The sequence below is a fragment of the Myxococcus sp. CA056 genome, assembly GCF_013336715.1.
GTDB lineage: Bacteria > Myxococcota > Myxococcia > Myxococcales > Myxococcaceae > Myxococcus > Myxococcus llanfairpwllgwyngyllgogerychwyrndrobwllllantysiliogogogochensis.
Genome location: NZ_JABUMT010000016.1, coordinates 173445 through 193345, shown reverse-complemented (window position 1 = coordinate 193345; position 19901 = coordinate 173445). Strand labels below are relative to the sequence as shown.

The window sequence follows — 19901 nt, the reverse complement described above, 5'->3', positions numbered from 1 at the left end:
CGATGCCACTCGAATGCTATGGTGACGCGTCGGCCTTCATCCTCCCGCCACTGCCCACCATGCCCCCTGCCGCGGACATCACCCAGGTCCTCCTCCCCTTCGGAGCGCTCGTCGGCAGAGAGGTGGACCTGGATGCATTCCTCCAGACGTTGATGGACCGCATCGCCGCCACCATGCAGGCGGACCGGGGAACCTTGTGGCTGTTGGACCCCGCGCGCCGGGAGCTGTTCAGCCGCGCGGCGCACCTGCCGGAGGTGTCGCAGATTCGCGTGAAGCTGGGCCAGGGCGTCGCGGGCACCGTGGCCCAGGAGGGCCATTCCATCAACGTCCCGGACCCGCGCGGAGAGCAGCGCTTCTTCGCGGACATCGACCGGATGACGGGCTACCGCACCACCAGTCTGCTGGCGGTGCCCCTGCGCGACGCGGACGGCGCGCTGTACGGCGTGCTCCAGGTGCTCAACCGTCGCGGGGGAGATCGCTTCACCCCGGAGGACACCGAGCGGCTCGACGCGATTGCCTCGCAGGTGAGCACCGCCCTGCAGAGCACCAGCCTGTACCAGGAGCTCCAGCGCGCGAAGGACCAGCCGCACGCCCCGGTGGGCTACTTCTTCAACCGAATCATCGGCGAGTCCCCGCAGCTCCAGGCCATCTACCGGCTGGTGCGCAAGGCCGCGCCCACCGACGCCACCGTGCTGCTGCGCGGAGAGAGCGGCAGTGGCAAGGAGCTCTTCGCGCGCGCCGTCCACGTCAACGGGCCGCGCCGCGACAAGCCCTTCGTCAAGGTGGACTGCGCCGCGCTGCCCGCGACGCTCATCGAGAACGAGCTGTTCGGCCATGAGCGCGGCGCCTACACCGGCGCGGACCACCGCATGCCCGGCAAGTTCGAGGCGGCGGACAACGGCACGGTGTTCATCGACGAGATTGGCGAATTGCCCCTCCCCGTGCAGGGCAAGCTCCTGCGCGTCATCCAGGACCGCGAGTTCGAGCGCGTGGGCGGCACCCAGGCCATCAAGGTGGACGTGCGCATCGTCGCGGCCACGCACAGGGACCTCGCGCGCATGGTGGCGGAGGGGCGCTTCCGCGAGGACCTCTACTACCGCATCAAGGTCGTCGAGGTCGTCCTGCCCCCGCTGCGCGAGCGCGGCGCGGAGGACATCGAGCGACTGGCCCGGCACTTCGTCGCCGCCGTGGCGCGACGTCACCGGCTGCCTCCGCCCCGACTCAGCCCGCTCGCGCTGGAGCGACTCAAGCGCTACCGCTGGCCCGGCAACGTGCGCGAGCTGGAGAACTGCATCGAGAGCGCGGTGGTGCTGTGCGAGGGCGAAATCCTCGAGGAGCACCTGCCCCTGCCCGACATGGACCGGTTGCCTCCCGCCAGCACGGCGCCCCAGTCGATGGCGGACCCCGCTCGCGCGACGGCCAGTCCCTCATCGGCCGAGGCCGGCCTGCTGCCACTCGCGGAGGTGGAGCGCCTCCACATCCTGCGCGTCCTGGACTCGGTGAAGGGCAACCGCACGGCCGCCGCGAAGGTGCTGGAGATTGGCCGCAACACCCTGGCCCGGAAGCTCAAGGAATACGGCCTCGGCGACGAGGTGTGACCTTCCTCCCCGCGGGCCCCCCCCCTCGCGCCCAGGCAGCCAGCCGGGCCAGCCCTGGACTCCACCTCGAAGCCGACAGCACGTGCCTCCCGGGATAACCTGGAGCATGCTGGGACGGCACTTCCATGCAGGTCGAGGGGGCTTCACATGAAGGTGATTGAGACGCTGGCAAACCTGCCGGCGGAGCTGGCCGAGAAGATTCCGGACGTGAAGCTCCAGGACCAGGACATCCGGGTGACGCTGGCGCAGGAGGGCCTCACGCGCGAGGGCATCCTCCCGCCGAAGTTGAACCTGGGGGACTTCGCGCTCTCCTTCGAGGCCAGCGCCGAGGCCACCGTCCGCAACTTCAACTCCTCCGGCGACGTGGACGAGAACGGCATCGTCGGTGAGGCGGCAGCGGCGAACGCCCCGCCCTCGGACTCGCCGCGTCCGCAGCTCCTCCTGGGCGGCGACAAGGGGTGGATGCGTTATCAGGCCACCGGCCTCGTGAAGGCGGGGGCGTCCGGCCGCTACTCATTCGTCTCCGCCAATGGGAAGACGGAGCTGTCCGCGACGCTCAGCGACTACCGCGCGCATCCGCTGGCGCGCAACATGCGCGAGGCCGCGAAAGAAGACCTGGCCTCGCCGCGCCTGCTGGTGAATTCGACGGACCTGACGAAGCTGGGGACGGGTGACGCGCTGTCGTGGCGGGTGCGCGGCATGCTGGAGACGGGGCTGGACCTGGGCTGGGCGGACCTCTTCACCACCAACCTGGGAGACCTGTCCTTCGTCCGGAACAGCGAGCTCATCGAGCTGAAAACGTCCATCGTCGCGCTGGTGCGCGCGCGCGTCTCGCTCACCGACGACTACCAGCTCAGCTTCTCCCGCCCGAGCCCGGGCCGCCTCCAGCTCGCGGTGCGCAAGGCGAAGTCCCACGAGGCCACGCAGGGCGCAGGCCTGGGCATCCAGGTGGCCTTCGCGGACCCCGAGGCGGTGCAGGCCCGACTCAAGGAAGTGCTGTCCGCGCTCGCGGGACAGGCCGAGGCCAAGGTCGAGGAGCTCATCGACAAGGCCCTCCAGAAGGTGGCCTCCTCGGAGGACCTGGCGCTGCTGCGCACCGTGCTGGAGCGGCTGGGGTTGGACCCGCAGCTCGTCAACCTGGACCACCTGCGGCAGGAGTGGGAGGAGCTGAAGCAGAAGGTGGAGGGCGCGCTGGAGAAGGTGGTGAAGGCGCGAATCGGCGCCGCCTTCCAGTACGAATACCTGCGCATCTCCGAGTCCTCCACGCTGCTCGAAGTCGAGCTGGACGAGGCCACCGCGCTGAACTTCCACGGCCAGCTGGTGCTCGGCAACCTGGTGGACCTGATGTCGTGGCTGCGCGCGCCGGAGAACGCGGGCAGGTTCACCCTGAAGAACTACCTCAACACCGCGTCCTTCACGCTCCAGCAGACCGTGGGCTTCTCGCTGAGCCTGGGCACCTTCGAGGTGTTCAAGGCGCGCGGCTCGCTCAAGCAGACCTGGGTGTCGCAGGAGAACACGCAGGGCGCGCGGCGGCAGGCGTTCCTGGGACAGCGCACGTACGAGGACGCGCTGATGGGCCACCGCAACCGCTGGGCGGTGGACTTCCGCGCGGACATGGAGTCCTTCGCCCAGGCCCCGGCCGCGTCCGACTTCCGCTACGGCCTTCACATGCTGCTGTGGGGGCAGAAGAAGAAGCTGACGAAGCAGGAGCTGCAGCAGGCGGTGGACGACGCCGTCGTCTGGGGTGTGCTGGACGCCAATGATGCGTCCAGCGTCACGACGAAGCTCGAGGCCCACCTGGGCAAGACGGACGTGCAGACGCAGGTCGAGCTGAAGGTGTCCGACGACATGCTGCGCGAGCTGGTGCCCCGGCTCCAGACGTTCGACCTCAAGCTGTTCTCACGCGCCCTCGCCCGCGCCATGCCGTGGAGCGAGCAGACGGCCCGCGTGTCCTCGGAGTTCCGCAAGCTCGTCTACGCGCCCATCTGGGAGTCGTACCTCACCGAGGTGATGAACAAGGGCAGCTTCCTGTCCGGAGACCTCTCCCCCACCCGCGCCGCGCAAATCGCCGCGTGGTTCATCGAGCGGGACTCCACGGTGAAGCAGCTCGCCTCGGGCCTGCTCCTGCGCGAGAAGACGTGGCAGCCGCCCGGTGGCAACTTCAGCTTCGCCGAAGTCACGGACAAGAACCGCAACACGCTGGCCAAGTGCCGCCGCTTCGTGGACGGCCTGGTGCGCCTGCGCCGCTCCATCGAGGAGCGCCGCAGCGGCGAGGAGCTGCGCACGGTGCACGGCGACCTGGAGGGCTTGTGGAACACGGGCTTCCACCTGCGCACGGCCGGCGCGGTGCTGGCGGAGCTGGCGAAGAGCACGCCTCGGGGGCTGGGCGGAATCGAGCGGACCTTCACCGTGCGGCTCGCCGACAGCCAGGAGCAGCTCGTGTTCTCCACGGCGTGGGGTCCGTCCACGCCGTAGCGCGGCTCACATCGAGCGCGACAGCATGAACGCGGCGGCCATGGACATCGCTCCGGCCGCCGCGAAGTGCCTCCAGGCCAGGCGTGCCAGGGTGCCCCTCGTGACGTCGGCGTCCGAGCCCAGCACCACCATCGCCGCCCCGCCCCGCCGGCCCCTCAGCTCGTAGGTGCCCTCGCGAGCGCCGCGCCGCAGCTCGCCCACCACGAAGCAGGTGTCGCCCGCGCTCCCCACGCGCTCCCAGGACAGTGCCCGAGCCTCATCGTCGGCCTCGCTCGCGCCCGACAGCCCGCGCCCCTCCGGACTCACGGGCACCTCTTCGTACCAGGACGAGGGCGGCGTCACCGACAGCGTCCGACAGCGACGAGGCCGCATCGGCGCCATCAACGACGCGGGAGAGAACCTCACGTGAGCTCGGACCTGTGCGCCTCGCAACGTCAGCGCGGGCGAATAGGCCCGCTCTCGCGACAGGAGCGCGCCCTTCCGACCGTCCGCCGCCACCTCGCGCAGTTCGGCTTCGAAGAAGGCGCAGGGAACGCCGCCCGGTGACGTGAGCACCTCCTCGGCATCGAGCGTGCCCTGGTAGACGCCCCAGCGCGGCGCCTCACCGGAGCGCAGCGTCGCCACGGCCTCATCCAGCGATTGGGGCACCGTGCCGCGCAGCAGGTCCGCGCCCGAGCGCACCCGCGTGCCACGCACCGCCAGGAGGGCCGCCACCACCAGCAGCGCGAGCGCCAGGGACTTGCCAACGGCCTCGTCCGACAGGAGCGTCGGCCCACCGCCTTCCCCCAAGCGCAACACCAGCGCGAGCGCGCCCAGGGCCAGCATTCCGAACCAGACCAGCGGAAGTCGCGGGATGCGGGCTCGCGCGCCTCGCCGTCCAAACGTGAACGCCGCGACGACGAGCGCCGCCAGGAACGCCGCATAGATGGGCGCCAACACGACGCGCCAGAATTCCATCCCGTCCCCCGGCAGCTCGACCGGAGCCCCCAGGGCCCCGAACACCGGAAGAAAGTGGGACGCCCGCGAAGCTCGCGCAAGGTCGTCCAGGGCGAGAACCCGTCTCCCCGAGGACAGCCCTCGTCAGGAGAACACTTGCCCGGCTTCGCCAGTCCCCAAGGCGAGGCGCGATGCGCGAGGAGTGTCGGAAACAGGAGACCGGCGCGCGGGGCGGAGCTGGCCCCGGGGGACTACTGCTCCTGGCCCGCGACCGCCTGGCGGGGAGGACGCTCCTTCAACTGTCCCTTCACCGACAGGTCGTCGAAGGTGCAGGCCAGGTTGCGGCACCCCACCGCCACCTTGCCGACGCGGTTCTTCAGGCCCGGAAGCAGCTTCCGGGCGAAGCGCTGCTTGCCGAGAAAGCCCTCCGCGAGCACGACGCCTTCCGCCTTCGGGCTCAGCTTCAGCCGCACGAAGTAGGGCCCTGTCGCGGGCAGCGGCATCTCGTCCTCGACGAGCCCATCCGTGTCCTGCGCGCTGTTGCCCACCACCTCGTGGCCATCCTCGGTGAAGTAGCGCCACGCCAGGCGCATCCCCACGCCCGGAATGGCGAAGGCCGACACCTGGAGGTCCTTGATGCGGAAGGACAGCTCGCCGTAGTGCTGGGCGTCCGGCTCCTCGGGGTACTCGTCCCCGAGCGGCTTGACGTCCATCAACACCTGGGCGTCGAAGTCGTCGGCCGCGAAGTAGCGGTGCGCCACGTACGCGCGCGGCACCAGCCTCCGTCCCGAGGCATCCAGGCCGCCCTGCCACGCCCTGAGCTCACCCTCCTCGATCACCCACCGCCCGCTGTGGAGGTTGAGTTCCTCGGTGCCCTGGCCCTCGAAGGTGACGCCGAACCGGGTCTCCCCGCCGGGCTTCTGGGCCAACGCCACGCTCGACGAGGTGAAGGCCTCGCCGTACGTGTTCGGCGGAAACGGCCGGGTGGGCGTGCGCACCTTCCTGCCCTGCTCGGAGGAGGTCCGCTCGGAACCGTTCTGGCCCGACGCGTCCATGAACACCCGTGCCGCCAGGCCAATCACCGCGAGCCCGCCCACGATGGACAGCCCGCTGCGCACCTGGCGCCAGCCCATGCGCAGGCGACGGGTAATCTGGCTCGTCGTCGGGGCGCGCGCGGTCGCCAGTTGGCGTGCCGGCTGGATGCCCGTCATCAGGCCCGGCGCGGACGAGGTGGAGATCATCGTCTCCAGCGCCGCGCACAACTCCCCCGCCTTTTCGTAGCGGGCTTCCGGGTCCGTCTCCAGCAGGCGCTCCACCACCAGGTCCACGCGCGAATCCAACCCCGCCACGCGCTGGGACGGCAGCTTGAAGCGCCCCAGGGGCACGTCCCCGGTGAGCAGTTCGTAGAGGACCACGCCCAGCGAGAACAGGTCGGCGCGACCGTCCACGTTCTTCGCGTCGCGCCGCTGCTCCGGGGCCATGTAGTTCAGCGTGCCCATGGCCACCGCCGTCGCGGTGAGCTGCAACCGGGACTCCGACTGACGGATGCCCGCCAGCCCGAAGTCCGCCACCTTCACGTTGCCCCGCCCGTCCAGCAGGATGTTCTCCGGCTTGAGGTCGCGGTGGATGATGTCCTTGTCGTGCGCGCACTCGACGGCGCGCGCCACCTGGAGCATCAGCCTCAGGCTCTGCTGCGGCGACAACGCGCCAGCGGAGATGGCCTCTCTCAGCGAGCGCCCCTCCACGAACTCCATGACGAAGTAGTAGTGCTCGCCCGCGACGCCCCGGTCGATGATCTGCACGATGTTCGGGTGGTTGAGGGCGGCCAGCGCGGTGGCCTCCTTCTCGAACCGCGCCACGAACTCCGGGTCCTTCGCCAGCTTCGGCGGCAACAGCTTCACCGCCACCGTGCGCCCCAGCGACGTCTGCCGCGCGAGCCACACCTCGCCCATGCCGCCGCGACCGAGCAACTCCAGCAGCTCGAACCCCGGCAGAGCCACCCGCGACGCCGCCACGAAGGTGTCCACCTCGTGGACGTTCAAGTCGGAGTCCGCGTTGCCACGGCCCGTCGGCGTCGACGAGCGAACCACCGTCGCGCCCACGGGAACCTCCAGGCCCGGTGTGGCGGACGGCATGGCCACACCGCTCGGCCCGATGCTGGCATTGAGGGGAGGGGCCACGTCCGCGCCCGGAAGTGGGACCCCGGGAAGCGCCATGTCGCTCGGAGAAGCACCCGTGCTCGACGAGGGCGCCGCGCCGGCATTCACGCCCAGCACCTCGATGCCACTCGCCAGCGGGCCCCTGCTCGCCGCCGTCCCGCCCACCAGCGTCACGCGCCCATGGACCGAGCCGGGCTCGTCACGCGGGGGCTCGCGCTCCTCCAGCAGCGAGGCGTCCCGGAGGGCCCCGCCGTTCGCGTAGCTCGTCGTGCTCCGGGGGGCGCGCTCGTCGGGGCCAAGCCCCGGCACCACGGTGTCGCGGGTGTTTTCCGGAGCCCCCTGCGCGCGGTGCGGGGCAACGGTGATGTGGGACGTCGCGCGAGCGCCGCTCGCGTCCTGACGCCGCACCTCGAAGCGGATGCCGCAGCGGCACGCCACCTTCTGCCCACTGACATAGACCCGGGTATCGTGCTGGATCCCGCAGTTGGGACACTCCTGGGTCGTCGTCATGCGCGGCGCGGGGAAGCAGCGGTCGTGTGTTCCACGCCGTGGACACGATACGTGGGAACGGCCTTCTCCTTGCCCTTCACCTGCAGCGCCTTCAGCTCCTCCACGTCGAAGCCAGGCCCGGACTTGCGGACCGTCGACTCCGACGCGAGCACCTCGCCACTCTTCGCCATGCCGCACAGTCGAGAAGCCGTGTTCACCGTGTCCCCGATGGCAGTGAACTCATGCCGCTCCGCGCTGCCCATGTAGCCCACGACGGCCTGACCGGTGTTGATGCCGATGCCCACCTCGATGGGCGCCTTCCCCATCGCGACGCGCTGACGGTTGATCTCCTCCACCGCGTCCTGCATCTCCAGCGCCGCCCGCAGCGCTCGCGCCGCATCGTCCGGATGCGAGAGCGGCGGACCCCACACCGCCATGACGCAGTCGCCAATGAACTTGTCCAGGTTCCCCTCGTAGCGGAACACCACGTCCGCCATCGCCGAGAAGAAACTGTTCAGCATCGACACCACTTCCTGGGGCGACTCGTTCTCGGAGATGGTGGTGAAGCCCCGGATGTCCGCGAACAGGCAGCTGACTTCCGCCAGCCGGCTCTGTCTCAAGTCCTCCGTCTCGCCGGAGATCACCGCGTCGGCCACCGCCTTGGACAGGAAGCGACTGAGCTCCGCGCGTGTCACCGCCTCCGCGCGGATCTGCTCGCCCAGCGCCGAGTTCTCCAGCGCGATGCTCGCCTGCGAGGCGATGCCGGAGAGGATGTTCAGGTCCTTCTCCGAGAAGGCGTTGATCTGCTGCCGGCTGTCCAGGAAGAGCACCGCCTGGATCTTCGTGTTCACCATCAGCGGCACCGCCATGGCTGAACGGATGCCCTGCGCGACGATGCTCTCGGCCGCGGAGAAGCGCTCGTCGATGATGGCGTCCGCCGTCAGCACCGCCTTGCCCGTCTCCACCACGCGCTTCAGCACGGTGTCGGAGAGCATCACGTTGACGGGCTTGCCCGTGCGGTGGTGCACCGCCGCCGGGATGAACTCCCCGTCCCCGGCGACCTTCAGGATGACGCCGTGGTCCGCCGCGAGGAGCTGGAAGGCGACCTTGAGGATCTGCTCGAACAGGGCCGTCTGGCTGCCCTGCAGGCCCACCTGCCGGTGGAACTCGTGGGCGATGCGCAGCTTCTCGTAGTCGCGGCGCAGCGCCTCCACGTCCGTCATCAGCTCCACGGGACGGAAGTTCTGAGGCACCTGGTCCATCTGCGCCAGGAAGGCGGGCATGGACACCGACTGGGCCACCACCGTCACGCCCGGCGCGGTGGGCGCGGTGTGGTTCACCGCCGGCTCGCCGCTGTGGAAGATGAGGCGCGAGGAGCCCAGGGCTATCTCGTCCCCGTCCTTCAGCCGCAGCTCCTTCACCCGCTTGCCGTTGACGAACGTCCCGTTCGAGGACCCCAGGTCCTTCAGGACGAAGTCCTTGCCCTGCCGCTCAATCGTCGCGTGCTCCTTGGAGACCTCCCGGTCGACCAGGCGCAACGTGTTGGACGGATGACGGCCGAGCGACGTCAGCGGCCCCAGGGGAAATTCCCCCAGAGTGCCGTCCGCGAAGCGCCCGGTCAGCCGGGGGCCGCGAAGCTGCCCGGATTTCGGAGCGAATGGGGCGGGAACCTGGCTCACGCGCGAATCCTCACCGGCGCGGACACTACCAGAGCCTCTCCCTCACAGGGAACGTCTGGTGCGGCTGTCCGACCCGAAGGGCCTCCGAAGGGCTGCACGGCTGGTCAGCGTCCAGTTCCTGGGACGGCGCGTCACCCGGGGGAGTCCACCCCCCAGCCGCCCCTCCGCCCCGCTTCTCTCCTGGGTCCCACACTGGTAAGGGGGGCCCGTGAGAATCAAACAGAAGCCCGAAGACTTCAGCGTCAAGGAATCATACCGCTTCGATGAAGTCGATGGAGGGCGTTTCCGCGTCTACCTGATGGACAAGCAGAAGCTGTCCACGTTCGACGCCGTCACCCGCCTGCGGGACGCGTTCGGCCTGAAGCCGGGCGCCATCAGCTATTGCGGTCTGAAGGACAAGCAGGGGCGCACCGAGCAGATCATCGCGGTGGACGGCGCCGACGTGGACATGCAGGAGCCCGACCTGCGCCTGAAGTTCCTGGGCCGGACGAACAAGGCCCTGTCCTCGGCCAACATCACCTCCAACCGCTTCTCCGTCACGGTGCGAGCGCTGGGCCCGGAGTCCGTGGGCCCCCTCAACTCGGCCGCCGCCGAGGTCAACCGCCTGGGCGTGGTCAACTACTTCGACAGCCAGCGCTTCGGCTCGCTCAAGCACGGCCAGGGCTTCATCGCCAAGGACCTCATCCGGGGCGACTTCGAGGCCGCGCTGCACAACTTCCTGGCCAAACCCTCGGAGCTGGATTTCACCGAGGACGCCAAGGTGAAGGCCTTCTGGCGCGACAATTGGGGCCAGTGGGACGCGCGTGTCCCCTTCGAGGGCACCCGGAAGTACCACCGCGTGCTGCGCTCCTTGAGGGACCACCCCAAGGACTTCATGAAGGCCTTCCTGCAGATCGACTCGGACTACCGGGCGATGCAGCTCTTCACCTTCCAGAGCTTCCTCTGGAACGAGGGCGTGCGGCGCTACCTCCAGTTGATGCTGCCGCGCGAGTCGCTGTTCCCCATGCGCTACCAGGCCGGCACGCTGCTGTTCCACCGCGACGCGGACGCGAACACGCTGCGCGTGCTGCGCGAGGCCACCTTCCCCCTGCTCGCCCCCGACACCACCTTCAAGGACCCCAAGGTGGAAGAGGCCGTCAACTGGGTGCTGAGCCGGGAGAAGCTGACGCTGGCGGACCTGCGCATCCCCGACGCCGAGCGCCTGCTTTACTTCAAGCACGAGGAGCGGCCCCTGCTCTCCTTCCCGCACAAGCTCGTCGTCGGCCGCACCCAGCCGGATGAGATCAACCGCGGGGACATCAAGGTCAACGTCGCCTTCACCCTGCCGCCGGGCGCGTACGCCACCCTCGTCGTCAAGCGCCTGTTCCACTTCGCGTACACTGAAGAGACCGCCGACGACATTCGCGCCCAGCGCGAGCGCACCGCGCGCATCATCGAGGAGAGTCAAGCCGAGGGCGCGCCGTCCAGCCGCCGCGGTCCTCCCGTCCGCGACGGTGAGCGAGGCTCGGAGCGGCCTGGCGCCACGTCTTCACGCCGCCCGCAGACCCGTGACGAGGAGCGAGCCCGCTCCCCGCGGACGGAGTTCCCCTCCAGCCGCCGTGCGTCCTCCTCCCGGAGCGAGGCTCCCGCTCGCCGTGGAGCCGGGGCTGCTCGCGAGGACGAGGCTTCGTCCACCCGCCGCGCCTCCTCCCGGAGCGAGGCTCCCGCTCGCCGTGGAGCCGGGGCCGCTCGCGAGGACGAGCCTTCGTCCACCCGCCGCGCCTCCTCTTCCCGGAGCGAGGCTCCCGCCCGCCGTGGGTCATCCCGCGATGAAGGGCCCTCGACCCGTCGCTCCCCGTCTGAATGGGCGGCGGCCCCCGCCCGGAGCCGGTCCGCTTCGAGCGAGGATGACGTCTCGGCGTCCCCCTCCAGGGGCCGGTCGCTCGCCGACCAGGCAAACGCCCCGAAGGCCCCCAAGGAAGCGCCCCCTGCCCCGCTCGGATTCCGCGAGAAGGCGCGCCAGCGCAAGGCGAACAAGGAAATCGCGCGCGCCGAGACGGCGGCCAAGCGCCCGAAATCACGAAAGAAATAAGACTTCAACGGGGATGAACCGTTTGAACGCAATGGGGGAGCGCGCACGTCGTAGACCAGGACGTGAACGCTCTTGCCCTCGACGACGCCCCCGGGACGCTCGCCCACGCCATCGGGATGCTGATGGCTGACGACGCCGTCCCGCTCCCCTGGAAGGCCGACGTGCAGGCGGCCCGCCGGGGAGATCCGTCCGCCTTCGAGTCCCTGGTGCGCAGCGTCCAGCGCCAGGTGTACGGCCTGGCCCTCCGGCTCCTGCAGAGCGAGGCGGAGGCCGCCGAGGTGTCCCAGGAGGCCTTGCTGCGCGCGTACCAGAACCTTCACCGGTACGACGACGCGCGCCCCTTCGATTTGTGGGTGCTGGCCATCACCCGCAACCTCTGCCTGGACCTGCTCCGGCGCCGCACCAAGGTGCGCACCGAGGAGCTGGAGCCCATGAAGGAGGTCCTCCCCAGCGGCGAGGCGTCGCAGGAGGAAGGCGCCATCGCCCGCGAGGAGCGTCAGTCGCTTGAGGACGCCATGGCCACCCTCTCCGTCGACGACCGTGAAGTCCTCGCGCTCTACTACGTCCAGAAGCGCACGACGAAGGAGATCGCGCAGATCCTCGGGTGCGCCCCTGGCACCATCATGGCCCGCCTCTTCAGGGCCCGAGAGAAGCTGCGCAAGAAGATGACCACCGAGGAGGCCACCCGATGAGCGCGCACCTTTGTCCCGACCTCGAGGTCCTCTTCGCGGAGCTGGAAGAAGGAGAAGGCCCCGCGCTGGACCACGCCTCCGACTGTGAAGCGTGCTCCGCCGTCCTCGAAGAACACCGGCTGATGGAGCAGGACCTGTACCGACTGGCGGACCCCCTTCCGCCACCCACCCTGGTCGCCAGTGTCATGGCGAGGGTCGCGGCCGAGCCCGTGCCGCAGCGTCGCGAGGTGTGGTCCGGGCTCGCCATCCTCATGACCTCGCTGCTCGGTGGGCTGGGTTACCTGGTGATGAGCGACCAGGCGCTCGGTCGGCTGGGAACGGGCGTCGCGTCCTTCCTCGTGGAGGGACGGCTGTTCGCCGAGGGCGTGCTGAGTGGCGCCCGCGCGCTGTGGTCCACCGAGGGTCTGGCCGTGGCGGCCATCCTCGCCTTCCTCCTCCTCACGTCCCTGGCAGGCCTCAAGCGGCTCGCAGGCAGCGCCCCCACCCCCTCGGAAGCCTGAGCGACCCATGAAGATCTCCCCTCGATTCCTTCTCCCCGCGTTGCTCATGGGCGCCCCCCTCGCGCTCGCCGAGTCCGCCCCGGCCCCCAGCGCGGCGTCCGCGCCGGCCGCCAGGAGCATCGACGTCAGCTTCCGTGGCAGCCTGCGCGACGCGCTGAAGACCATCGCCGACAAGGGCGGCCTCAACCTGGTCGTCACCGGCGACCTGGATGTCCCCGCCGAGGTGCACCTGCGCCACGTCACCGCCGACCAGGCGCTGCGCACCGTCTCTCGCGCCTACTCACTGCGCATGGAGCAGGACGGCTCCATCATCACCCTGCGGCCCATGACGCCGCATGAGAAGGAGGCCGCCGCGCAGGGCCACGCGCTGCCCGCCGTCCCCGCGCCGCCCGTCTCCGCCGCGCCTCCCGTCCCCGCCGCGCCTCCCGCGCCCGCCGTGGCGGCGACGCCCGCGACTCCTCCGGCGCCCCCGGCTCCGGAGATGGACACGGAGTCGGGACACTCCGAGGAGGGCATCGGCTCCGACGCGGAGGGGATGGAAGAGGTGCGGGATCAGATCCGCGAGCAGATCCACCGCACGCGGGACGAGCTGAAGCGCTCGCGCCGCTCCGGGGGCCGCAATGTCGTGGCGCGCGGACAGTCGCTCGAGGTGAAGGAAGCCCAGAACGTCCAGAGCGCGGTGGTGTACGGCGGCAACCTCGTCGTGAAGGGCCACGTGGAGAACGACGCGGTCGCCTTCGGCGGCAACCTGGTCATCCACGGCCACGTGGAGGGAGACGCGCACGCCTTCGGCGGCAACGTCGTCCTCAAGCCCGGCGCCAAGGTGGAAGGCGACGTGTCCTCCTTCGGCGGCAACGTGGAGCGCGAGGACGGCGCGGACGTGGAGGGAAGCATCAACACCTTCGGCGGCGCGAACATCGGCCGCATCGTCGCCGGCGAGCTCAAGGAAGGCCTCAAGGAGTCGCGCAACCCGCGCCACGAGCACGAGGAGCGAGACTCCGACGACGACAACAACAACGAGGGCGGGCTGGCCACCTTCATCCTGACCTTCGCGGTGCTCTTCGGACTGGGCTTCCTGGGACAGATGTTCTTCCCGGCGCGGATGAAGCAGGTGGGTGACGAGATTCGCGCCCGTCCGGTGCAGAGCGGACTCACCGGCCTCTTCGGAGTCGTGGCGATGATTCCCCTCACGGTGGTGCTGGCCATCACCATCATCGGAATCCCCGCCGCGCTGGTGCTCTGGATGGCGGCCCCGCTGGCCGCGGCGCTCGGCTTCGCGGCGGTGGCGAGCGAGCTGGGCACGCGGCTGCCGGTGATGCGCGGTCGCAAGACGCAGGCGGTGGTGCTGGCGCTGGGGTTGTTGGTGTTGATGGTGGTGGGCGCAATCCCGGTGCTCGGGGCCATCGTCTCCACCCTGGTCGTCCTGGTCGCCCTGGGCGCGGTCATCCGCACCCGCTTCGGCTACCGGCCGCGTGGCAGTGGGATGCCGGAGCCCATCCACCCGCACACCGAGCAGCCGGTCTAACGCACCGCCGCCGGGGATTGCCCGGCGCGTCAAAGGAGGCGGACAGCGCACCGTCCGCTCTCCCGAGAGCACCCACCGGGGATCGCCACGAGCCCAGACGGCCCGTGACGGTCCCCGGTGTCGTTTCAGCGGCAGTCTTAGAGAAGTTCCATCGCGCCATCACCGCGACTGTCGGATGGCCCCCATGACCGGGGTGCGTCATGCCTCGACAGGCTTTGACCACCCGGTCCGGGTACGCCATTTTGCGCGGCACCCATGCGACGCCTCCCAGACGCCTCGTTGCGCGGCAGGGCCATCACCGTGGACCTCGAGGGCGAGAGCATCCCCGCCATCGAAGGCGAGCCGGTGGCGTGCTCCCTGGTCGCCGCCGGCGAGCCCATGCTTGCCCGCTCCGTGAAGTACCACCGCCCTCGCGGGCCCTACTGCTTCGCCGCCGCGTGCTCGCACTGCCTGATGCGCGTGGATGGCCTGCCCAACGTCTACACGTGCCGCACGCCCGCCAGGGAGGGCATGAAGCTGGAGCGGCAGAACGCGTACCCCTCCGCGAAGGTGGACGTGTTCGAGACCATCGACTGGTTCTTTCCCAAGGGCCTGGACCACCACGAGATGTTCGCCGGCGTGCCCGTCGCCGAGCAGGTGATGGCCAAGGTCGCCCGCCAGCTCGCCGGCCTGGGCCTGTTGCCCAAGGAGGCCGCCCCCACGCCGCCCGAGTCGCGCACGGTGCGCACCCGCGTGGCCATAGTGGGCGCTGGCGCCGCGGGCCTCGCCGCCGCTCGGGAGCTGACCGAGCGTGGCATCCCCTTCCTCCTCTTCGAGCGCGAAGACCACGTGGGTGGACGGCTCGCGCACGGCGCGCCCGAGCGGGACGCGCCCGAAATCACGGACGTGGCCACGCTCGCGCCGGCAAGCCTCACCACGCGCGCCACCGTGCTGGGCCTGTATGACGACGAGGCGGGGCGCTTCCTCGCGGTGGGCGTCTGGGAGCCCACGGGCACGCGGCTCCTGAAGGTCTACGCGGAGCGCTTCCTGCTGACGCCCGGCGGCCACCCGCCCATGGTGCCTTTCGAGAACAACGACCTGCCCGGCGTCTACGCGGGGCGCGCGGCCAGTCTGTTGCTGCGCCGACACGACGTGGCGCCCAAGGTCGCCGCGCTGGTGGGCTGGGGTGACGAGCTGTACGGCCTGGCCAGGCTCCTGGAGGAGCGCGGCGTGAAGCTCTCCGCGGTGGTGGACCTGAAGGGCCCGCCGCCCTCGGGGGCCCACGCGCTGGCGGTGGAAGGCTCCGAGCCCAAGGCCCACGGTATGCGCTCCGTGAGCGCGTTCAGCTTCACGCCTCGCGATGGCCGCAGGCGCAAGGTGCACTGTGACGCGGTGCTGGTGTCCGTGCCGGTGAGCCCCAGCTTCGAGCTGGCGCGACAGGGCGGCGCGAAGGTGTCGTTCGACGCCGGACGCGGGCTGTTCCGGGTGGAGGCGGACGCGGATGGACGCACCGAGGCCCCGGACATCTTCGCGGCGGGCGACCTCACCGGTGGAGGCAGCGCGAAGGACGCCGCTGCCGCGGGACGCCGCGCGGCACAGACGCTGGTGGGAGGACTGTCATGAGCAAGTCGATGATCTGCTCGTGCGAGGACGTCACCGCGGATGACGTGCGGCACGCTGTCTCGCGCGGCTATTGCGACGTGGAGTCGGTGAAGCGCTACACCGGCTTTGGCACCGGCATCTGCCAGGGCAAGAGTTGCCTGTCGGCGGTGGCCGCGCTGCTGGAGAAGGAGAAGGCCCTCAAGCCCGACGCGGTGGTGCCCTTCACGCCGCGCCCTCCCCTGTTCCCCACCGAGCTGCGCCTCTTGGCTTCCGCTCCGGTGGACGAGTCCCAACCTCCCGTGGGCGGCCTGCCCCAGGACGTGGACGCCTTCGCCAGCGCGCTGCGGCCCGAGGGGCCCCTGCCCGCCAAGGCCAAGGTGGTCATCATCGGCGGCGGCATCATGGGGCTCGCGCTCGCGTACAACCTGGCGCGCGAGGGTGAGACGGACGTCGTCGTGCTGGAGCGCGGCTACCTGTGCGCGGGCGCGTCCGGCCGCAACGGCGGCGGCGTGCGCATGCAGTGGGGCACTCCGGCGCTGGTGGAGTTGGCCAAGCGCTCCATCGACCTGATGAAGGGCTTCGCCCGGGATCTGGGCATCAACGTCTGGCTGCGCCAGGGCGGCTACCTGTTCCTGGCCCGGACGGACGCGGTGGCCAAGCGGCTGGAGCGCAACGTCACGCTGCACAATCGCTACGGCGTGCCCACGCGGCTCGTCACCCCGGACGCGGCGCGTGACATCGTCCCCGGCCTGACGATGAAGGGCTGCGTGGCGGCCTCCTTCAATCCCGAGGACGGCGTCATCTTCCCCTGGCCCTTCCTGTGGGGCTACGCGCAGGGCTGCAAGAAGAAGGGCGTCCGCGTGGAGACGTACACGGACGTCACCGGCTTCGAGGTCAGCGGGGGACAGGTGCGCAAGGTGAAGACGGACCGGGGCGACATCGCCTGTGACACCGTCGTCCTCGCGTCGGGTGCGTGGAGCCCCGAGGTCGCGAAGCTCGTCGACGTGCAGCTCCCCAACGAGCCGCACCGCCACGAAATCCTCAGCACCGAGCCCCTCAAGCCCTTCCTGGGGCCGCTGGTGTCCGTGCTCGACTCGGGCCTGTACTTCAGCCAGTCCATGCGCGGCGAAATCGTGGGCGGAATGGGAGACCCGAAGGAGCCCGCGGGGCTCAACATGGGCAGCACCCTGCGCTTCGTGTCCCGCTTCGCCCGCGCGCTGATGGAGCAGATGCCCCACGTGGGCCACGTCAAGGTGCTGCGCCAGTGGGCCGGCTGCTACGACGTGACGCCGGACAACAACCCCATCCTCGGCCGCACCCCCGGCCTGGACAACCTCCTCCAGATGTCCGGCTTCGTCGGCCACGGCTTCATGATGGCCCCCGCCGTCGCCGAGCGGATGGCGAAGTGGATGGTCACCGGTGAGTCCGACGAACTCTTCACCCGCTTCAACCTGCGCCGCTTCGCCGAAGGCAGCCTGGAGCGAGAGGACATGATCATCGGCTGAGCGCCCCAGGCCTCCGCCTTGCTTCGTCGACGGGCCGCGTCCCCTCCTGCGTGGAGCGGAGCGCGGCCCGTGGATTTTTCCGTCGCTGTCCTGGCACGGGACACCGGGCCCCGCGACTGCCCACAAAAACGACACTTCCAGAAAAACAAGTAAATCACGACAATCACTGAGGTTTGTCCCGAGGGGCGCGAAGGGCCTTTACATGGCCTCTCGTCAAACCGGAGCACGCGCGCACCACCTGGGCGCGCGCGGGTGAGTGACTCCCGAGTGAGCGTGTCCCGTGGATGACGGTGGCACGGGGTGTGCCAGGGCCCACGCGGCGCGCAATCCCGCGCGTGGTGGAGGAGTCCCCCGATGATCGCGAAGAGCATGCGTGCGTTGTTCCTGGTGGGTGCCCTGTCGGCATGCGGTACCGAGCAGGCTCCCGACGTTCCCGATGTGGAGGCGAACGAGCCGCTCCAGTCCCAGGAGTCCACGGTCATCGTCGGCTCGGTGAACTGGGTGGGCGCCACCACGCTGACGGGCACGCAGCGCACGCGCTCGAAGGCGGTGGGCTACCTGTCCATCCCCGCGGTGGGCAGCCGCTGCACGGCGTGGCTCGTCTCCGCCGACGTCATCATCACCAACAACCACTGCATCGGCAGCGCGTCCCAGGCCGTGGGCGCGCGCGTGTCCTTCAACTACGAGGACGGCGTCGCCTCGGCGGATCGCATCTGGTACAACTGCGCCACGTTCATCAAGACGTGGTCCGGTGATGACATGACGGCGGTGCGTTGCTCGGCCACGAACGGCCAGCTGCCCGGCAACGTGTACGGCTGGCTGACGGTGTCCACCACCAACGCCGCCACCAACGCGAGCGTCTACGTCGTGCACCAGAACTGCGACTACTACACGACGTCCGGCTGCGCCCCGACGAAGAAGTCCTCGCCGGGCGTGGTGAAGAACGCGAACTACTCCACCACGGACCTGTCCTATGACGCGGACACGCTGGGCGGCTCCTCGGGCTCGCCGGTGTTCTCGTCCTCCACGCACCAGGTGGTCGGCCTGCACCACATCGGCCTGGGCGGCAACTCGTCCGGCCGCGGCACGGCCAACACCGGCGTGAAGGCCACCCGCGTGAAGGCGCGCCTGACGGAGATCGGCCTCTAGTCCGTCACGTCATGCCGGAGTGGGCTCGCGCGCCAGCAGCACCGGTGACGCGAGCCCCACCGGCAGCGCCTCGGGCGCGGCCAACGCCTCGCGCCGCACGCCCCGCAGCGCCAGCCGACCCAGGGCCCGCTTCACCATGCGCGGCAGCAGGGGCAACAACCGCATCACCCACCGGTGGCCCCAGCCTGGATACACCAGGGCCTCACCCCGCTCGAAGGCCGCCAGCGCGACGCGCGCGCAGTGCTCCAGCGAAATCTGGAAGAAGGGCGCCACGCCCGCGCCCACGGCCTGGGCGCCCGCGTCTCCCAGCGGCCCCGGCGCCACGCGGGTGATGACCACGCCGCGCCCCTCCACCTCCAACCGCAGCGACTCCGTGAAGCCGTCGAGGAAGCGCTGCGTGGCGGCGAACATCGTCGAGCCGGGCAGGAAGAGCTGCGCGGCGCCCGAGCCGATGTTCAGCACCCCGCCCCTCCCCCGCTCCAGCATGGGGGCGAGCAGCCGGTGGGTCAGCAGCGCGGGCACCCAGACATTCGCGCGCAGCAGCTCCTCGAGCCCACCCCAGCGCGCTTCGGCGTACAAGCCCTGGCGCCCCAGGGCGGCGGTGTTCACCAGCACATCCACCCGGACGAAGTGCGACTCCAGCGAGGCGACGAGCGCGTCGATGTCGCGCGACTCGCAGACGTCGCACTGCTCGAGCAGCACGCCCAGGGTGGGATAGAGGGACAGCAGCTCCTCGCGCAGCGGCTTCAGCCGCGCCACGTCTCGGTCCACGAGGACCAACGTGCGAACGCGCCGCGACAGCAGCCGGGCAAGCTCCCGGCCGATGCCCTCGGACGCTCCGGTGATGAGGACCGTGCCCTGGTCAATGGGAGGACGCATGGGAGAGAGGCACCTCGTCTTCGTTCAGGTGCCCATCCTGCGCACGAATCGCGGAGCGCGCTCGCCTCCCCGCAAGCTCTGCGCGCGCACGGGTACGAGCAGGCGGGCAAGCCCTGGCATGGAACTTCCACTGAGCGTCTTCCGGCCCCATTCCCCTAGCAGGGGCCTTTCCAACCACCGAGGAGCCGCCGATGGCCGCACCGTCCCGCATTCTCGTTCCCATCGATTTGAGCGAGGGCTCTCGCACCATCATCGACTACGCCCTGCACCTGGCGCGGCCCTTCAACGCCTCCGTGGAGGTGGTCCACGCCTGGGAGCCCCCTCAATACGTCGCGCCGGACCTGCTGGTGGCCGCGCCGGGCTGGAATGCCCTCTCGCTGGAGCAGGTCGCCATGGACACGGCGCGCAAGGAACTGGCGACCCTCCTCCAGCAGATGGAGCCCCCACAGGTGACGCTGAAGCACCGGGTGCTGGTGGGCGAGGCGGCCTCCACCATCCTCGAACTCGCGGAGCAGGAGCGCTTCGACCTCATCATCATGGGCACCCACGGCCGCCGGGGGCTCCCCCGACTCCTGCTGGGCAGCGTGGCGCAGAAGATCGTCTCCCGCGCGCCCTGTCCGGTGCTCACGCTGCACGTCGCGCCGGACAAGAAGTAGCGAGCAC

14 protein-coding genes are annotated in these 19901 nt (G+C 70.1%); 10 read left to right on the top strand and 4 right to left on the bottom strand.

Annotated elements, in window-relative coordinates; all coding sequences use genetic code 11:
- Positions 1 to 2: 2 nt before the first annotated feature.
- Together HUA76_RS38420 and HUA76_RS38415 are read left to right on the top strand one after the other, a co-directional pair.
- On the top strand, positions 3 to 1598 hold the full coding sequence (locus tag HUA76_RS38420) for a sigma 54-interacting transcriptional regulator (RefSeq protein ID WP_174459282.1): 1596 nt from the start codon (positions 3 to 5) through the stop codon (positions 1596 to 1598).
- 147 nt (positions 1599 to 1745) lie between these two features.
- Positions 1746 to 4073, top strand: coding sequence for a hypothetical protein (locus HUA76_RS38415; RefSeq protein ID WP_174463689.1), 2328 nt, complete (start codon positions 1746 to 1748; stop codon positions 4071 to 4073).
- Between the two features lie 6 nt (positions 4074 to 4079).
- Here HUA76_RS38415 and HUA76_RS38410 read toward each other — a convergent pair whose 3' ends face one another.
- From HUA76_RS38410 to HUA76_RS38400, 3 genes are all read right to left on the bottom strand, one after another.
- Complete coding sequence (locus tag HUA76_RS38410) at positions 4080 to 5030, bottom strand: hypothetical protein (RefSeq protein WP_174463688.1); 951 nt, start codon at positions 5028 to 5030, stop codon at positions 4080 to 4082.
- A 230-nt stretch (positions 5031 to 5260) separates the two neighbouring features.
- Positions 5261 to 7678: a serine/threonine-protein kinase gene (locus HUA76_RS38405; RefSeq protein WP_174463687.1), complete on the bottom strand. Its 2418-nt coding sequence runs from the start codon at positions 7676 to 7678 to the stop codon at positions 5261 to 5263.
- Positions 7675 to 9336 (bottom strand): adenylate/guanylate cyclase domain-containing protein, encoded by a 1662-nt coding sequence (locus HUA76_RS38400; RefSeq protein WP_141646233.1) that lies wholly within the window; start codon positions 9334 to 9336, stop codon positions 7675 to 7677. Before HUA76_RS38400 ends, HUA76_RS38405 begins: the two co-directional genes overlap by 4 nt.
- 208 nt (positions 9337 to 9544) lie before the next feature.
- On the opposite strand from HUA76_RS38400, the gene truD reads away from it, so the two are divergent.
- From truD to HUA76_RS38365, 7 genes are all read left to right on the top strand, one after another.
- Positions 9545 to 11407: a tRNA pseudouridine(13) synthase TruD gene (truD, locus tag HUA76_RS38395; protein ID WP_174463686.1), complete on the top strand. Its 1863-nt coding sequence runs from the start codon at positions 9545 to 9547 to the stop codon at positions 11405 to 11407.
- Between the two features lie 122 nt (positions 11408 to 11529).
- Positions 11530 to 12099 (top strand): RNA polymerase sigma factor, encoded by a 570-nt coding sequence (locus tag HUA76_RS38390; RefSeq protein ID WP_174459296.1) that lies wholly within the window; start codon positions 11530 to 11532, stop codon positions 12097 to 12099.
- Positions 12096 to 12599 carry a hypothetical protein gene (locus HUA76_RS38385; protein ID WP_174463685.1) on the top strand — a complete coding sequence of 168 codons (504 nt, stop codon included), beginning with the start codon at positions 12096 to 12098 and terminating at the stop codon, positions 12597 to 12599. The genes HUA76_RS38390 and HUA76_RS38385 overlap by 4 nt, the downstream gene beginning before the upstream one ends.
- A 7-nt stretch (positions 12600 to 12606) precedes the next feature.
- A complete protein-coding gene (locus HUA76_RS38380; RefSeq protein WP_174463684.1) occupies positions 12607 to 14124 on the top strand; it encodes a polymer-forming cytoskeletal protein in 1518 nt (505 codons plus the stop codon).
- A gap of 255 nt (positions 14125 to 14379) precedes the next feature.
- Positions 14380 to 15726: a 2Fe-2S iron-sulfur cluster-binding protein gene (locus HUA76_RS38375; protein WP_174459276.1), complete on the top strand. Its 1347-nt coding sequence runs from the start codon at positions 14380 to 14382 to the stop codon at positions 15724 to 15726.
- Positions 15723 to 17210, top strand: coding sequence for an FAD-dependent oxidoreductase (locus HUA76_RS38370; protein ID WP_141645163.1), 1488 nt, complete (start codon positions 15723 to 15725; stop codon positions 17208 to 17210). Before HUA76_RS38375 ends, HUA76_RS38370 begins: the two co-directional genes overlap by 4 nt.
- A gap of 354 nt (positions 17211 to 17564) precedes the next feature.
- The gene (locus tag HUA76_RS38365) at positions 17565 to 18359 is read left to right on the top strand and encodes a serine protease (RefSeq protein ID WP_141645162.1); all 795 of its coding nucleotides are present in this window, start codon (positions 17565 to 17567) and stop codon (positions 18357 to 18359) included.
- Between the two features lie 9 nt (positions 18360 to 18368).
- On the opposite strand, the gene HUA76_RS38360 is transcribed toward HUA76_RS38365, so the two are convergent.
- Positions 18369 to 19238 (bottom strand): SDR family oxidoreductase, encoded by an 870-nt coding sequence (locus HUA76_RS38360; RefSeq protein WP_174459275.1) that lies wholly within the window; start codon positions 19236 to 19238, stop codon positions 18369 to 18371.
- A 191-nt stretch (positions 19239 to 19429) separates the two neighbouring features.
- On the opposite strand from HUA76_RS38360, the gene HUA76_RS38355 reads away from it, so the two are divergent.
- Complete coding sequence (locus HUA76_RS38355) at positions 19430 to 19894, top strand: universal stress protein (RefSeq protein WP_174463683.1); 465 nt, start codon at positions 19430 to 19432, stop codon at positions 19892 to 19894.
- Positions 19895 to 19901 lie beyond the last annotated feature (7 nt).

Coding starts and splice junctions, on each gene's coding strand:
- HUA76_RS38420 (WP_174459282.1), top strand. CDS start 3: ATGCCACTCGAATGCTATGGTGACGCGTCGGCCTTCATCCTCCCGCCA.
- HUA76_RS38415 (WP_174463689.1), top strand. CDS start 1,746: ATGAAGGTGATTGAGACGCTGGCAAACCTGCCGGCGGAGCTGGCCGAG.
- HUA76_RS38410 (WP_174463688.1), bottom strand. CDS start 5,030: ATGGAATTCTGGCGCGTCGTGTTGGCGCCCATCTATGCGGCGTTCCTG.
- HUA76_RS38405 (WP_174463687.1), bottom strand. CDS start 7,678: ATGACGACGACCCAGGAGTGTCCCAACTGCGGGATCCAGCACGATACC.
- HUA76_RS38390 (WP_174459296.1), top strand. CDS start 11,530: ATGGCTGACGACGCCGTCCCGCTCCCCTGGAAGGCCGACGTGCAGGCG.
- HUA76_RS38385 (WP_174463685.1), top strand. CDS start 12,096: ATGAGCGCGCACCTTTGTCCCGACCTCGAGGTCCTCTTCGCGGAGCTG.
- HUA76_RS38380 (WP_174463684.1), top strand. CDS start 12,607: ATGAAGATCTCCCCTCGATTCCTTCTCCCCGCGTTGCTCATGGGCGCC.
- HUA76_RS38375 (WP_174459276.1), top strand. CDS start 14,380: ATGCGACGCCTCCCAGACGCCTCGTTGCGCGGCAGGGCCATCACCGTG.
- HUA76_RS38370 (WP_141645163.1), top strand. CDS start 15,723: ATGAGCAAGTCGATGATCTGCTCGTGCGAGGACGTCACCGCGGATGAC.
- HUA76_RS38365 (WP_141645162.1), top strand. CDS start 17,565: ATGATCGCGAAGAGCATGCGTGCGTTGTTCCTGGTGGGTGCCCTGTCG.
- HUA76_RS38360 (WP_174459275.1), bottom strand. CDS start 19,238: ATGCGTCCTCCCATTGACCAGGGCACGGTCCTCATCACCGGAGCGTCC.
- HUA76_RS38355 (WP_174463683.1), top strand. CDS start 19,430: ATGGCCGCACCGTCCCGCATTCTCGTTCCCATCGATTTGAGCGAGGGC.